Below are 14697 nucleotides of genomic sequence, written 5' to 3' on the forward strand. Positions count from 1 at the left end.
ACATACTGGCGCACAGGACGTACGCCAGCTACATCAAAGTCCTTACGACTTAAACTCTTTACGGCCGCGATAAACAGCCTTATCGCCTAGCTCTGCTTCGATGCGCAGTAGACGATTGTACTTAGAAACACGGTCAGAACGACACAGTGAACCAGTCTTAATCTGACCTGCGCTCGTGGCTACAGCCAGGTCAGCGATCGTAGTGTCTTCAGTCTCGCCTGAGCGGTGAGAAATGACGGCAGTATAACCTGCATCTTGCGCCATCTTAATCGCATCCAGCGTCTCTGAGAGTGAACCAATCTGATTAAGCTTAATAAGAATAGAGTTGCCAATATTCTCATCAATACCGCGCTTTAGTATCACTGTATTGGTAACAAACAAGTCATCACCTACAAGCTGAACCTTCTCACCTGAAAGTCGAGTATGCTCGGCCCAACCATCCCAATCACTTTCGTCCATGCCATCTTCGACAGACAAAATAGGATACTTATCAACGAGCTGATCAAGATAAACAGCGAATTCAGCAGGAGTAAACTTCTTGCCTTCACCCGCAAGGTCATAACAACCATCGCTATAAAACTCAGAGGCGGCGCAATCTAAGGCCAGCGTAATATCAGTACCTAGCTTATAACCCGCCGCGGCTACAGCCTCAGAAATAGCCTCTAACGCCGCCTCATTAGAAGGCAAGTTAGGCGCAAAGCCACCCTCGTCACCAACAGAAGTGCTGAGGCCACGATCAGACAGCACCTTCTTCAGTGCATGAAAAATCTCTGCACCTTGACGCAATGCCTCCGAAAAGCTCGGCGCACCAACAGGCTGAATCATGAACTCTTGAATATCAACATTGTTGTCCGCATGCTCTCCGCCATTGATGATATTCATCATCGGCACAGGCATCGTATACTGACCTTCACTGCCATTCACCTGCGCAATGTACTGATAAAGAGGAATGCCCTTATCAGCAGCCACGGCTTTAGCTAGCGCTAGAGAAACAGCTAAGATAGCGTTAGCACCTAGAACACCTTTGTTGTCAGTACCATCGGCATCAATCATCATTTGATCGAGACCACGCTGGTTTTCTGCTTCTTGGCCAACCAATAAATTCTTAATAGTACTGTTGATGTTTTCAACCGCGGCCAAAACACCTTTACCGGAATAGCGAGACTTGTCACCATCACGTAATTCTAGAGCTTCACGAGAACCGGTTGATGCACCTGAAGGCGCACAAGCACTGCCCACTGCACCACTAGAAAGAATGACATCAGCTTCAACGGTAGGGTTACCGCGTGAATCTAATATCTCAAAAGCCTTAATATCGGCAATAGTACTCATCAAGTTGCTCCAAAATTGCTCATTGTTATCATCGAAACGCATCAAATGCGTCATATTTACGTTCTAGTCGATAATTAGCGGCTCAAAGCCCTTTACCAATTCATCAACAGCTTTCATTCTCAATAGAAATGGTTCTAACTTATCGAGCGGCAGAGCGCATGGGCCATCACACATTGCTGCGCTAGGGTCTGGGTGGGCCTCGAGAAACAACCCCGCTAAACCTTGGCTCATGCCAGCCTTACCCAAATCAACCACTTGTTGACGGCGGCCACCGGCACTGTCCGCCCGACCACCCGGCGTTTGCAACGCATGCGTAACGTCAAAAAAGACCGGAAAACCTGTCGCCTTCATCTGACTAAAGCCCAGCATATCAACAACCAAGTTGTTATAGCCAAAGCTGCTGCCTCGCTCACAGAGAATCAACTCCTCATTACCTGCTTCGACACACTTGTTAAGAATGTGCTGCATTTCATGGGGGGCAAGAAATTGCGCCTTCTTAATATTAATCACGGCATCAGTCTTCGCCATTGCCGCCACCAAGTCGGTTTGACGCGACAGAAAAGCCGGTAACTGAATGATGTCACAGACCTCTGCAACAGCTGCAGCTTGATATGGCTCATGCACATCGGTAATCACCGGAACACCAAAGGTCTTCTTAACTTCTTCAAAGATGCGCAACCCCTCTTCTAGGCCAGGACCACGAAAAGAGTTAATCGACGAGCGGTTAGCCTTATCGAAGGAGGCCTTAAATACATAGGGGATATCTAGCTTGCTACAGACCTGAATATAGTACTCGGCGATCTGCATGGCCAAATCACGCGATTCAAGGACGTTCATTCCACCAAACAAAACAAAAGGCAGATCATTGCCAATACGAATATCGCCAACTTTAATTACACGCTGCTGCACAGACTGAGACATATAGAAAACTCTTTAATGAAGATCAAATGATCAAATTAAGCTTTAGCCTGCTTAATCGCCGCACCAATAAACCCTTCAAAAAGCGGGTGCCCGTCACGCGGCGTAGAGGTAAACTCAGGATGGAACTGGCAAGCGACAAACCAAGGATGCTCAGGCACCTCTACGACCTCTACTAAACTATCATCCGCCGACCAACCACCTATGCGCAGGCCCGCTTTCTGTAGGCGATCCACATAGTTGTTATTAACTTCATAACGATGACGATGACGCTCAATAATCAAGTCTGAGCCGTAGGCTGTACGAGCTAGCGAGTCCGCCACCAAGCGACACTCCTGGCCACCTAAACGCATGGTGCCACCAAGGTCTGAATTCTCATCGCGTGTTTCAGTCGAACCATCACTGTTTTGCCACTCTGCAATCATAGCGACGACAGGGTGCGCGGTCTTATTGTTAAACTCGGTGCTGTGCGCCTCGTCTAGGCCTGCAACATTTCGAGCGAACTCAATAACCGCTGACTGCATACCGAGGCAGATACCAAGGTAGGGCACCTTGCTTTCACGCGCAAACTGAACAGTACTGATCTTACCTTCTACACCGCGATCGCCAAAGCCACCCGGCACTAAAATAGCGTCTTTACCCTCAAGCAGAGCTGTGCCATCACGCTCAATATCTTCAGAGTCGATGTAGTCGATTTTCACCTTAACTCGGTGCTTAATGCCCGCATGCTTAATAGCTTCAATCAATGATTTATAGGCGTCGAGTAGTTCCATATACTTGCCGACCATCGCGATACGAACTTCACCCTGGGGATTAAGTTCAGCCTCAACCACTGCATCCCACTCGTTCAGGTCCGCCTCTGGGCACTCTAAACCAAATTTCTCTACAACGATCGCATCAAGCCCCGTCTCAGAGAGCTGACGCGGAATGCTGTGAATGGTTTTGGCATCTGCCAACGAAATAACCGCGCGCTGCTCTACGTTAGTAAATAACGCGATCTTACGACGCGAAGCCTCATCGATCTCAACTTCGGAGCGACACACCAAAATATCAGGCTGAATGCCGATAGAGCGCATCTCTTTCACTGAATGCTGCGTTGGCTTAGTCTTTGTCTCGCCCGCCGTTGCAATGTAAGGAACGAGAGTCAGATGCATAAATAGCGCTCTATTTGCACCGAGCTCTACCTTCAGCTGGCGAATAGCTTCGAGGAAGGGCTGTGACTCAATATCACCTACGGTGCCGCCAATCTCAACCAGCGCAACATCCGCGCCCGCCGCACCTTCGATAACACGACGCTTAATCTCGTCAGTAATATGCGGGATAACCTGTACCGTACCACCTAGGTAATCGCCACGACGCTCCTTACGCAGTACCGTCTCATAGACTCGGCCTGTGGTGAAGTTATTACGACGCGTCATCGTAGTACGAATAAAACGCTCATAGTGACCTAGATCCAAGTCAGTCTCTGCACCATCGTCAGTAACAAAAACTTCACCGTGTTGAATAGGGCTCATGGTCCCCGGATCCACATTGATATAGGGATCTAATTTCAGCATGGTGACTTTGAGGCCACGCGCCTCCAAAATCGCCGCAAGGGATGCGGAAGCCACACCTTTACCCAAAGAAGAAACAACACCGCCAGTAACAAAAATATAATGGGTCATGCAAAGCCTTTTCAAAGCTAAAACTCGGAGACAGGAGGCCATGAAATGGCCTAGTAAAGATGGGCGCACAGTCTACCAGAAAGCTCAATCGGGCTCAAATAAGTATTAGCCTACAGTCACGCTTTATAGGCATTATTGCAGACACCAAAGACACTCGAGCTGCTGCATGTCGAAGCCTTCCACTCCTCCCTCGCATAAATAAAGGTCAGCCACAGCAATCAGCTGTTCGCCCGCATACAGTAGCGGCACTGTCTGACGAAACCAAGGCGGCACCCCAGCTTCCTGCAGTAACTTCTTTACGCTCCGCCCGCCCTGCCTTGCAAGCGGTCGACAACGCTCTCCTCCACGGCGGTTAGTTACACGCCAAGACGATGTATCCAGCAGCACCTTGCTTTCGATGCTAAACACACCCTGCGGTAACTCAGCAGTAAACGGCAGTTTATCAACGACATAACTAAAATCATCCACCGCTTCACTTACGGCGTTATCCACAAGGTATAAGCCACTAGCGAAGAGCTGAAAACAGTACTCCCCACCATCGAAGCAACAACCTGTCGCCTCACCTTTTACCGCCGCGATAATCTGCTTCCAATCAATCGCACGCGGCAGACTCACCCCCACTGCACGGCACCACGCACCAATCACCAGCTTACACTTCGGCGTTGTGAGCTCTCGTAGGCTGGCCAAAGGCAACCACTCTCCCCAGCGCGACACCTGCAGTATCGCTTTTAGGTCTTGCAAGGCATAACCCTGTAACAAGTCATCCGCCTCACGGCACCAGTCAGCACTACGCATGACGCTCTCGCGATAGCCAGGCCAACGCGACGCAAGCGTAGGCACTACTGAGTGACGCAAATAATTTCGACTGTAACGCTGCTCTTCGTTGCTCTCATCCTCAACCCAAGATAAACCATATTCATTAGCATATTCTTCGAGCACTTGACGCGGCAGCGATAACAACGGGCGAAAGACTTCACAACCATAAATATTGACTCGGCGCTGCATTCCGGCAAGTCCAGCAGGACCCGAGCCTCGCAGCAAGCGAAACAATACGGTCTCCACCTGATCATCAGCATGATGCCCTGTCACTAACAAATCGCCTGCAATCAGCTGGTTCGAAATAGCGCTGTAGCGCTTGTGCCTTGCCTCTGCTTCGACGCCACGACCATCATTTTCCAATACCACAGACAAAGCTACGCAGGTTATCCCTAGCGCCGCAGCAGCCTCCTGACAGTGTTGCTGCCACTGCATAGCATTCGGGCTGAGGCCGTGATTGACATGCACGGCACATAACTCTGGGCGCGCTGTTTTAGGAAGGGTCTGAACGTAGCAAGAAAGGGCGTGCAGTAGGACGGCAGAGTCAAGGCCGCCACTGAAGGCGACCCAGATACGGCGACAGTTATCAACCGGTTTACAGACACGAACCAGTTCGTCTGCAAGCGTTGTACTGGCGCGCTTCGACAAGGTTTAGTCGTTACCGTAGGACATTAAACGAGTGTAGCGATCTTCAACCAATTGATCGAGGGACTTATCCTTCAGGATCGCCATCTGCTCAATAAGATAACTCTTGATACGTGTCGCCATCTCTTCAATGTCACGATGTGCGCCACCAAGCGGCTCATCAATCGTTCCATCGACAACACCAAGATCTTTCAATACATCAGAGGTAACACCCATCGCCTCAGCGGCAAGCGGCGCCTTCTCTGAAGTCTTCCAGATAATATTAGCGCAACCCTCTGGTGAAATAACAAAGTAAGTTGCGTACTGCAACATCACTAGGTGATCGCCAACACCAATACCAAGAGCACCACCAGAACTACCCTCACCGATAACCACGTTAATAATCGGCGTGCGCAAATCAGACATCACCTCAAGGTTCTTGGCAATAGCCTCACTGATACCGCGCTCTTCGCTATCGATGCCTGGATAGGCACCCGGTGTGTCAATTAGAGTAACGATAGGCAACTGAAAACGTTCTGCCATCTCCATCAAGCGCAATGCTTTACGATAGCCTTCAGGCTTAGGCATACCGAAGTTACGTGCCACCTTATCCTTTACACTACGCCCTTTTTCCTGGCCAATAACAACCACTGGCATGCCGTCAAGACGAGCGAGACCACCGACAATCGACTTATCATCACCAAAGTGACGATCACCGTGCAACTCATCAAAATCAGTAAAGATCAGTGGAATATAATCTTGCGTATAAGGGCGCTGTGGATGGCGAGCCACCTTGACAATATCCCACGGTGTTAACTTTGAATATATCTCTCGTGTCAGCTTCGCGCTTTCTTCACGTAGAGAGTCGATCTGCTCAGTGATGTTTATGTCATGATCGCTACCGACCAAACTCAGCTCTTCGATTTTCACTTCAAGCTCAGCGATAGGTTGTTCAAAATCTAAATAATTCGGGTTCATTACTATTCTTTCTAGTAGGTCTAAACTCAACTGCCGGTTACACAACCCCTGACAGTCACACAAAATTATGGTTGCTTACCATACTGCAATAGCCTCATCTAGTCGATAGTAAAGCCCCTTTCGCAGACTAATAAACATAGAACTAATCAACATTTAACCCCCTAACAATGTACTCAGCGACAACAATGACAGAGCCCAAATCAGAGGGTTATGAGGGCAGCGCTAACCATAATACACACTCACTTTATCCATACCGAAGCGTTCGCCGAGGCGCAGAAGGCTCTCGTCATCCGGCACCACGCGCCAAACTTCATCTAACGCCAATCTCGCCGACGCCCCACGCCCCTGATAATCAATAATGACCGGGCTGCCCGGGTAACCCTGCTCTGTCGGCTCAGAACGAGTAATGAGATGCTGCAGCTCACTGACAAAGCCTGGATGAAACTCACGATGCTCTATCGATACCAATACACCCTTGGCGTGACGCTGCCTCGCTTCGACAAAGGTTGAGATGCTCTTTGCCCTCACCTTCTGAGATTCGGAATAATCATCATAGTTAACCACGCCCTCAATGATAACAATCTGATCTTTGACTAATTTGTCGCGATAGTCGGCAAAGCAATCGGCAAACACTGCCACCTCAATACGCGCACTACGGTCATCGATAGTAACGAAGCCAATATTATCGCCCCGCTTACTCTTCATCACGCGCAGATCAACAATAAGCCCCGCCATTTGCTGCGGGTGCTTCTCTGGCCGCAGGTCGACAATACGATGGCGGACAAATTTACGTATTTCATGCTCGTAATCATCGATAGGGTGACCTGTCACATAGAGACCAAGTGTATCGCGCTCTCCATCAAGCCGCTCGCGCCCGGTCCAATCCCGCACATTTCTAAATTCGCCGTAGGGATCGTCACTCGTTGAGCTACTAACCACATCCCCAAACAGGTCCATCATTCCTGCGTCGCTGTTATTACGACTCTGCTCAGCCGCCTTAACAGCTTCCGGTAACGCAGCAATCAGCACCGAGCGAGGCACGCCTAGCTGATCGAAGGCGCCTGAACGTATCAGCGCCTCTAGCGCTCGCTTATTCACCTTACGTAGGTCGACCCTGGCACAGAAATCAAACAGGTCAGTAAATGGCCCCTCTTTACGCGCCTCAAGTAAACTTTCAACGGGCCCCTCACCCAAGCCCTTTATCGCTCCTAAGCCGTAGACAATGCGTTCTTCATCATCGACCGTGAACATATACTCGCCTACATTGACATCCGGCAGCACCAGCGGCAATTCCATGCGCCGGCACTCCTCCACAAATATCACGATCTTATCGGTGTTTTGTAATTCCGAACTCATGGTCGCCGCCATAAACTCGGCGGGATAATGGGTTTTCAACCAACAGGTCTGATAGGAAACAAGAGCGTAGGCTGCGGAGTGCGATTTGTTAAAACCATAGCCAGCAAACTTCTCCACCAGGTCAAAGATCTTCATTGCCAAATGGCCATCAATACCTTTTTTGACCGCACCTTCTTCAAAAATAGCCCGTTGCTTCGCCATTTCCTCTGGCTTCTTTTTACCCATTGCACGACGCAACATGTCGGCACCACCAAGGCTGTAGCCCGCCAGCTCCTGCGCGATCTGCATCACCTGTTCCTGGTACAGGATAATGCCGTAGGTCGGTTTTAGGATGGGCTCAAGACATTCGTGCTGATACTGCACATCGGGGAATGAAATTTCTTCCCGGCCGTGCTTACGGTTAATAAAGTTTTCCACCATGCCTGACTGCAGCGGCCCCGGACGAAACAACGCCACAAGTGCGATAATATCCTCAAAACAGTCTGGCAACAGGCGTTTTATCAAGTCCTTCATGCCCCGAGACTCCAGCTGAAACACCGCTGTCGTCTCCGCCCGCATCAAGAGCTCAAAGGTTTTTTTATCCTCGAGAGGAATAGCCATTATATCGAGGGGCTCACCACCGCTACGTTGAGTTCGGCGATCTATCATCCTCACCGCCCAATCGACAATAGTCAGCGTCCGCAACCCCAGAAAGTCGAATTTAACAAGGCCTGCATCCTCAACATCACCTTTATCAAATTGCGTAACTAGGCCGCCACCTTCATCGTCACAGTATAGCGGCGCAAAATCAGTCAGCTTGGTCGGTGCGATAACCACACCACCGGCATGCTTGCCAACACCACGTATAGTGCCCTCAAGCTTCTTTGCCATAGCCCAGATTTCACCAGCGGCACTGTCAGTATTAACGAAGTCCCGGAGAATCTCTTCCTGCTCAAATGCCTTACCCAGCGACATACCTACTTCGAAGGGAATCATCTTTGACAGTTTGTCCGCAAGGCCGTAGGGCTTACCCTGCACACGCGCTACGTCACGCACAACCGCCTTCGCCGCCATCGTACCGAAGGTAACAATCTGACTTACCGCATTACGACCATAGTTGTCTGATACATACGAAATAACCTTATCCCGGTTATCCATGCAAAAGTCGACATCGAAGTCGGGCATGGAAACACGCTCTGGGTTGAGGAATCGCTCAAACAGTAGATCGTATTCTAGCGGATCGAGATCGGTGATTTTTAACGCATAAGCCACCAATGAGCCAGCACCCGAACCTCGCCCAGGCCCAACGGGAATTTCGTGATCCTTTCCCCACTGGATAAAATCCATAACAATAAGGAAGTAACCAGGGAAGCCCATCTGCAAGATAATATCCAGCTCAAAGCGAAGGCGTTCGCGATACAGCCGCTCTCTCTCAGGGAAGTCGGCAGCCGCTCTATCGAAAAGAAAGTCTAAGCGCTCATCTAAGCCTTCGTAGCAAATCTTTCGAAAGAAAGTATCTGTCGCATCCCCTTTGGGAATCGGGTATTCAGGCAGAAAATACGTGCCGAGCTTAGCTTCGGCAGTACAGCGACGCGCAATCGCAATGGTGTTGGCAATAGCACTGGGGATATCCGCAAAGAGCTTGCACATCTCCTCACTACTGCGCAGATATTGCTCATTAGTGTAACGACGCACACGCTTAGGGTCTTCGACCATATCTTGGTCATGGATACAGACCCTGGACTCGTGCGCCTCGTAATCTTCCGCATCCAAGAATCGTACATCGTTCGTTGCAACAACCGGAATCGAGCAGAGTTTAGCGAGTTCGACGGCGGCATGTACGTGCTCCTCATCATCCACCCGCCCCGTACGCTGCAACTCTAGATAATAACTATTAGGAAATACCGACGACCAATAATCGGCGTATTCACGAGCAGCCTCTTTATCCCCATTTAATAGCGCCCGACCTACGTCACCAAACTTGCCACCACTCAAGGCAATTACACCTTCACAATGATGCTCAATCCACGATTTCTGTAGGAAGGCCTGCCCGCCCACCTGGCCTTTCTGATAAGCCAGTGAAATTAACTCTGTCACATTGCGATAGCCGGTATCATTCTGCGCATAGAGAGTAAGCAGGTTATCCTCACCACCAGCCTCATCTTGCAATAGAAAGTCACAACCATAAATAGGCTTGATGCCGCCTGCCTGCGCCGCTTTCTGAAACTTAACTAAACCGTAAAAATTACAGTGATCGGTCACTGCAACGGCGGGCATCCCCAACTCAACCGCCCGGCTGATCAATGGTTTCAATCGCACCAAACCATCAATCAACGAATATTCACTATGCAACCGTAGGTGGACAAATTGGCTCATAAAAAGCTTCCGAAATTAAGAGGATTCTAGCGCGCGCTTTACCGGACCAAAAGAGCGACGATGCTCTATTAACACACCGTGCTCTGCAATAGCATCAAGGTGCTTTTTAGTCGGATAACCCTTGTGTCCAGCGAAGCCATATTCGGGGTGCCGCTTGTCCAGCTCAACAAGCTCACGATCCCTGGTTACCTTTGCCAAAATGGACGCCGCACTAATTTCAGCGACTTTACCATCACCTTTAATAATTGCTTCGCTCTGATAACGCCAAACCGGCGTACGATTTCCATCGACCAAAACACGATCAGGCTGTATCGGCAAAGCCTCGACGGCACGCGTCATCGCCAGCATCGTCGCCTGGAGAATATTGAGCTGATCAATCTCTTCAACACTGGCGCGACCAATCGCCCAGCTCAACGATTTTTGCTTAATTTCATCGAATAAAAGCTCTCGCTTTTTCTCGCTCAATTTCTTCGAGTCATTCAACCCATCGATAGGCTGGTCTGGATCTAATATAACCGCAGCTGTCACCACATCACCGGCCAACGGCCCCCGCCCCACCTCGTCGACACCGGCAGTTAAAGAGCCCTCGCGCGACGGCGAAAATAAATCATCACACTGCATGTTACACCTCGAGTAGCGCCAATAGAGCCTCTGCCGCCCTATCTGAAGCACCTTGTTTAAGTTGCCGATGGTAATCAGAAAATAAATTCACTAACGCGCCTATATCCTCTTCACCCTTTAACCGAGTCAACACCAAGGCAGTCAAGTTCTCAATATTGGCCTCGTATTGCAAAGCCTCAGGAATAATCGCCCTGCCCGCCAACAAGTTGGGTAATGCCACATAAGGTACTTTGGCTAGGCGCTTTAATATCGCAAAAGACATTCCGCCCATGCGATAACTCACCACCATTGGTTTTTTCAGCAACATGGCTTCCAGCGCTGTCGTTCCCGACGCCAGCAATACCGTATCTGAGGCCTCCATCGCACGATGAGAATCACCATCGATGAAGGTCACAACGCGCTCAATCTGCGTACGTTCACTTTCATCCATCTCTGCGACAATAGCTTGCAGCTGCTCTGCCCTCGCTGCATTCGCCATTGGCAATAACACCCTAAGCCCAGGCAGTGCTTCGCTGAGTTTAAGCGCCACACGCAAAAATAGCTCACCGAGAAACTTCACCTCCGAGCCACGACTACCAGGCATCAAGCACAGCACGCAATCATCATCTTTCAATGAGAACGCCCTTCTGGCACCAGCGGTATCAGGTAACATCGGTAATTGATCGGCAAGAGGGTGGCCAACAAATGTCACAGGAACGTCGAAACGGCGATAAAACTCCGCTTCAAAGGGAAGGAGCGTCAGCATCATATCAACGGCCTTCTTAATTTTGAAGACACGCTTTTGTCGCCACATCCAAACCGATGGGCTAACGTAGTGGGCTGTTTTAATGCCTACAGCACGCAGCTTTAACTCAATATTAAGCGTGAAGTCAGGAGAGTCGATACCGATAAACAAGTCCGGCGGATCATCGATAAAGCGCCGAACAATGCTTGCCCTCATTTTCAATAGTTCAGGCAGACGTTTCAAGGGCTCAACGAAGCCCATTATCGACAGCCGCTCCATATCAAAGTGAGAGACAAAGCCCTGTTCGATCATCAGCGGCCCACCAACACCTTCGCAAATAAGGCCTGGATGATGTCGACGCAAGGCAACAATGAGGCCTGCTCCGAGAATATCACCAGAGGCCTCACCGGCAACGATAGCAACTCGCAGCGGTCGTCGCTGAAGCTGCGACATTAACGCACAATACCGCGAGTAGAAGAGTTCAGAGAGTCAATATAAAGCTCGACTTCTGGGTTCTTAGCGACCATCGGCCGTAACTGCTGCAGCGCTTCGTCGACGGTCAGTCCCTGTCTAAAAGTAATTCTGTATGCTTGTTTAATCGCCGAAATAGCCTCTTTAGAAAAACCTCTGCGACGCAGACCTTCGGAGTTAATCCCCTTCGCTTCAGCAGGCGCCCCCATCACGGTCGTATAGGCCGTCACATCTTTCGCCACGCCACTACCCATGCCAACGAAGCTGTGTGCACCAATCTGGCAGTACTGATGAATTAACGCGTAACCCGCTACAATCGCATGATCACCGACAACGACGTGTCCGGCTAGCGCAGCATTATTGACTAAAATTGTATGGTCGCCGATGACGCTATCATGACCGACATGTACGTAAGCCATGAGCAGATTATTATCGCCAATAGTCGTCTCTGACCTGTCCTGAATCGTTCCGCGATGTATCGTCACTCCCTCACGGATCACGTTATTATCGCCGATAACCAGACGAGTCTCTTCGCCTTTATACTTCAGGTCAGGTGTATCATCTCCGATCGTTGAGAATTGATAGATACGGTTATTTCTGCCGATTTTAGTTGGGCCTTTCAACACGACATGAGATGAGATGACAGAGCCTTCACCAATTTCAACATCCGCCCCAACGATAGTCCACGGGCCAATCTCCACACCGTCGGCTATCTTCGCACTAGCATCTACTATCGCTCTTGGGTCTATCACTATACTTTCTTCCGATCTGCACACATTATAGTTGCCGAGCTCGCCAGCTGATCGTCAACATAAGCCTGACACTCAAACTTCCAAATACCACGCTTATGCGAAAGAACCTGTGCTTTTAACACCAACTGATCCCCCGGTACAACTTGACGCTTAAAACGCACCTTATCGGCACCAACAAATAAATAAATTGAGTCGTCGGATGCCTTTTTCCCCATGCTTTTAAAACCGAGGATTCCAGCTGCTTGCCCCATCGCCTCAATAATCAACACCCCCGGCATAATAGCCGCATCAGGAAAGTGTCCATTAAAGAATGGCTCATTAATAGAAACATTCTTATAGGCCACTATCGAGTCGTCTTCGACTAAGTCGACCACACGATCAATCAGCAAAAAAGGGTAGCGCTGCGGGAGATACTCACGTATTTCAGCAATATTCATCATTACACTGTTATCCACAAAATCGAATCATCAGCTCTGCTGATTCAATAACAGAGCTTAGCTTATTATGACTTGGCGAGTGCTTTTGCACCCTTTTCTAAATCTTTTACTCTCTCAAATAATTTATCGAGCTGGCCAACTCGCACCGCACTCCTGCGCCAAGCAGGCGTTTCCAACATCGGGGTTCCAGAGGAATACGAACCCGCACTCTTAATTGACTTAGTCACCACTGTACGGCCGGAGATCTGAGCGCCATCAGCAATGGTTAGATGACCAGCAATACTCACACCACCCGCGAGAATACAGCGACGACCAATGTTAACGCTTCCCGCAATACCGACGCAGCCGGCGATCGCCGTCATATCGCCGATAACAACATTGTGCGCGATATGAACAATATTATCGATAATGACGCCGTTACCGATGACAGTGTCATCTAAAGCCCCTCTATCGATAGTGCCGTTACTACCAATGGAAACATTGTCACCAATAACAACACGTCCAAGCTGAGCAATACGTTGCCAGCCCGTCGCCTGCGGTGCAAAACCGAACCCATCGGAGCCAATAACAGCGCCACTATGAATGATACAAGAACGCCCTATTACCACATTGTGATACAGCGTGACATTAGCCTTCAACTGAGTACCAGCACCAATCGTCGTGCGCTCACCGACGAAACAACCCGCGGCAATGCTCACGCCATCAGCTAGGACAACTCCCGCCTCGATCACAGCGTGGGCCCCAACATGTACAGCGTCACCCAGCACCGCCGTCGAATCGACAACAGCAGTAGGGTGCACTGCAGGTTCATAGGCTGGTGCGTCATCAAACAGTACTGAGCACTTGGCAAAAGCTAAGTACGGGTCATCGACGACGAGGGCCGCCGCCGGGCAGCTAGCGAGATGTCGCTCTCGCACAATCACCACACCTGCTAATGTCGACTCGACTTGAGCTAGATATTTATCATCGGCTAAAAAGCAAATCTCATCGGCTGTTGCGTTTGCCGGTGAAGCGAGCGAGCAGATGAGCTTATCGCCATCGCCGTGCATCTCTGCATCGAGCAATAGCGATAACTGCTTTAACGTAAACTGTTTTGCAGCCATTAATTACTTGCTTGCGTTCAAGCGCTTAGTGATAAGCGAGGTAATATCAAACTCTGGGTCAACGTGAATAGCCGCCTGACGATCTAATAGCAGACCAATTTTTTCCTTCTTCACAACTTCAGTCATGATAGTCCGTACCTTGCCATCCATATCACGCATCACACTCGCATAGACAGCCTGCCCCATCTTCTTCAGCTTTGCCTCTTCGTGCTGAATATCGCTCATCTTACTATTGAAGTCGCCCTGTAACTTTTCTTTCTGGCTCTTACTCATCACCGCGCCATCTTTATCGAAACGCGCCTTCATCGCCTTCGCTTCGTCAGCCAATTTCTTAAGGGCTGCGGTGCTGCTCTTGTAATCGTCGCTAGACTGCATTGTTTTCATGCGTGTCTTTGCAACTTGCGTCTCAAAAATGGCCTTTTCTAGGTTTACAACAGCAATCTTACCCTGAGCAAGGGCAGCACTGCTCATAGACATAAAACCTACACAGGTAACCAAAACTAACGCAGTTGATTTAATAGTTTTTAACAAAGTTCACACTCCTAA

General features: G+C 49.6%; 12 protein-coding genes. All 12 read right to left on the bottom strand.

The features are described 5' to 3' along the window. Positions 1-42: 42 nt before the first annotated feature. The 12 genes from eno to EDC56_RS07195 all read right to left on the bottom strand — a co-directional run bounded on the left by eno (position 43) and on the right by EDC56_RS07195 (position 14622). Positions 43-1332 (bottom strand): phosphopyruvate hydratase, encoded by a 1290-nt coding sequence (gene eno / locus EDC56_RS07140; RefSeq protein ID WP_123712829.1) that lies wholly within the window; start codon positions 1330-1332, stop codon positions 43-45. A 63-nt stretch (positions 1333-1395) separates the two neighbouring features. Continuing rightward, positions 1396-2241, bottom strand: a complete 846-nt coding sequence (gene kdsA, locus EDC56_RS07145) for a 3-deoxy-8-phosphooctulonate synthase (protein WP_123712830.1) — start codon at positions 2239-2241, stop codon at positions 1396-1398. A gap of 47 nt (positions 2242-2288) precedes the next feature. Next, positions 2289-3914, bottom strand: coding sequence for a CTP synthase (locus EDC56_RS07150; RefSeq protein WP_123711872.1), 1626 nt, complete (start codon positions 3912-3914; stop codon positions 2289-2291). A 132-nt stretch (positions 3915-4046) separates the two neighbouring features. Next, positions 4047-5378 (bottom strand): tRNA lysidine(34) synthetase TilS, encoded by a 1332-nt coding sequence (gene tilS / locus EDC56_RS07155; RefSeq protein WP_123711873.1) that lies wholly within the window; start codon positions 5376-5378, stop codon positions 4047-4049. A gap of 3 nt (positions 5379-5381) precedes the next feature. After that, a complete protein-coding gene (gene accA / locus EDC56_RS07160) occupies positions 5382-6332 on the bottom strand; it encodes an acetyl-CoA carboxylase carboxyl transferase subunit alpha (protein ID WP_123711874.1) in 951 nt (316 codons plus the stop codon). A 222-nt stretch (positions 6333-6554) separates the two neighbouring features. Further along, positions 6555-10043 (bottom strand): DNA polymerase III subunit alpha, encoded by a 3489-nt coding sequence (dnaE, locus tag EDC56_RS07165; protein WP_123711875.1) that lies wholly within the window; start codon positions 10041-10043, stop codon positions 6555-6557. Between the two features lie 15 nt (positions 10044-10058). Further along, positions 10059-10664, bottom strand: a complete 606-nt coding sequence (gene rnhB, locus EDC56_RS07170; protein ID WP_123711876.1) for a ribonuclease HII — start codon at positions 10662-10664, stop codon at positions 10059-10061. Position 10665: 1 nt separating this feature from the next. After that, a complete protein-coding gene (lpxB, locus tag EDC56_RS07175; protein ID WP_123711877.1) occupies positions 10666-11841 on the bottom strand; it encodes a lipid-A-disaccharide synthase in 1176 nt (391 codons plus the stop codon). After that, positions 11841-12611 (bottom strand): acyl-ACP--UDP-N-acetylglucosamine O-acyltransferase, encoded by a 771-nt coding sequence (gene lpxA / locus EDC56_RS07180; RefSeq protein WP_123711878.1) that lies wholly within the window; start codon positions 12609-12611, stop codon positions 11841-11843. The genes lpxB and lpxA overlap by 1 nt, the downstream gene beginning before the upstream one ends. Further along, on the bottom strand, positions 12611-13051 hold the full coding sequence (fabZ, locus tag EDC56_RS07185) for a 3-hydroxyacyl-ACP dehydratase FabZ (protein WP_123711879.1): 441 nt from the start codon (positions 13049-13051) through the stop codon (positions 12611-12613). The genes lpxA and fabZ overlap by 1 nt, the downstream gene beginning before the upstream one ends. Before the next feature lie 62 nt (positions 13052-13113). Beyond that, positions 13114-14151 carry a UDP-3-O-(3-hydroxymyristoyl)glucosamine N-acyltransferase gene (gene lpxD / locus EDC56_RS07190; RefSeq protein WP_123711880.1) on the bottom strand — a complete coding sequence of 346 codons (1038 nt, stop codon included), beginning with the start codon at positions 14149-14151 and terminating at the stop codon, positions 13114-13116. Between the two features lie 3 nt (positions 14152-14154). After that, positions 14155-14622, bottom strand: coding sequence for an OmpH/Skp family outer membrane protein (locus EDC56_RS07195; protein ID WP_162844117.1), 468 nt, complete (start codon positions 14620-14622; stop codon positions 14155-14157). Positions 14623-14697: the final 75 nt, after the last annotated feature.

Source organism: Sinobacterium caligoides (assembly GCF_003752585.1).
Classification (GTDB): Bacteria; Pseudomonadota; Gammaproteobacteria; order Pseudomonadales; family Sinobacteriaceae; genus Sinobacterium; species Sinobacterium caligoides.

Bases quoted from the DNA above. Each gene is read 5' to 3' on its own strand.
- eno (WP_123712829.1), bottom strand. From the start codon at position 1,332: ATGAGTACTATTGCCGATATTAAGGCTTTTGAGATATTAGATTCACGC.
- EDC56_RS07150 (WP_123711872.1), bottom strand. From the start codon at position 3,914: ATGACCCATTATATTTTTGTTACTGGCGGTGTTGTTTCTTCTTTGGGT.
- accA (WP_123711874.1), bottom strand. From the start codon at position 6,332: ATGAACCCGAATTATTTAGATTTTGAACAACCTATCGCTGAGCTTGAA.
- dnaE (WP_123711875.1), bottom strand. From the start codon at position 10,043: ATGAGCCAATTTGTCCACCTACGGTTGCATAGTGAATATTCGTTGATT.
- rnhB (WP_123711876.1), bottom strand. From the start codon at position 10,664: ATGCAGTGTGATGATTTATTTTCGCCGTCGCGCGAGGGCTCTTTAACT.
- lpxB (WP_123711877.1), bottom strand. From the start codon at position 11,841: ATGTCGCAGCTTCAGCGACGACCGCTGCGAGTTGCTATCGTTGCCGGT.
- fabZ (WP_123711879.1), bottom strand. From the start codon at position 13,051: ATGATGAATATTGCTGAAATACGTGAGTATCTCCCGCAGCGCTACCCT.
- lpxD (WP_123711880.1), bottom strand. From the start codon at position 14,151: ATGGCTGCAAAACAGTTTACGTTAAAGCAGTTATCGCTATTGCTCGAT.
- EDC56_RS07195 (WP_162844117.1), bottom strand. From the start codon at position 14,622: ATGAGCAGTGCTGCCCTTGCTCAGGGTAAGATTGCTGTTGTAAACCTA.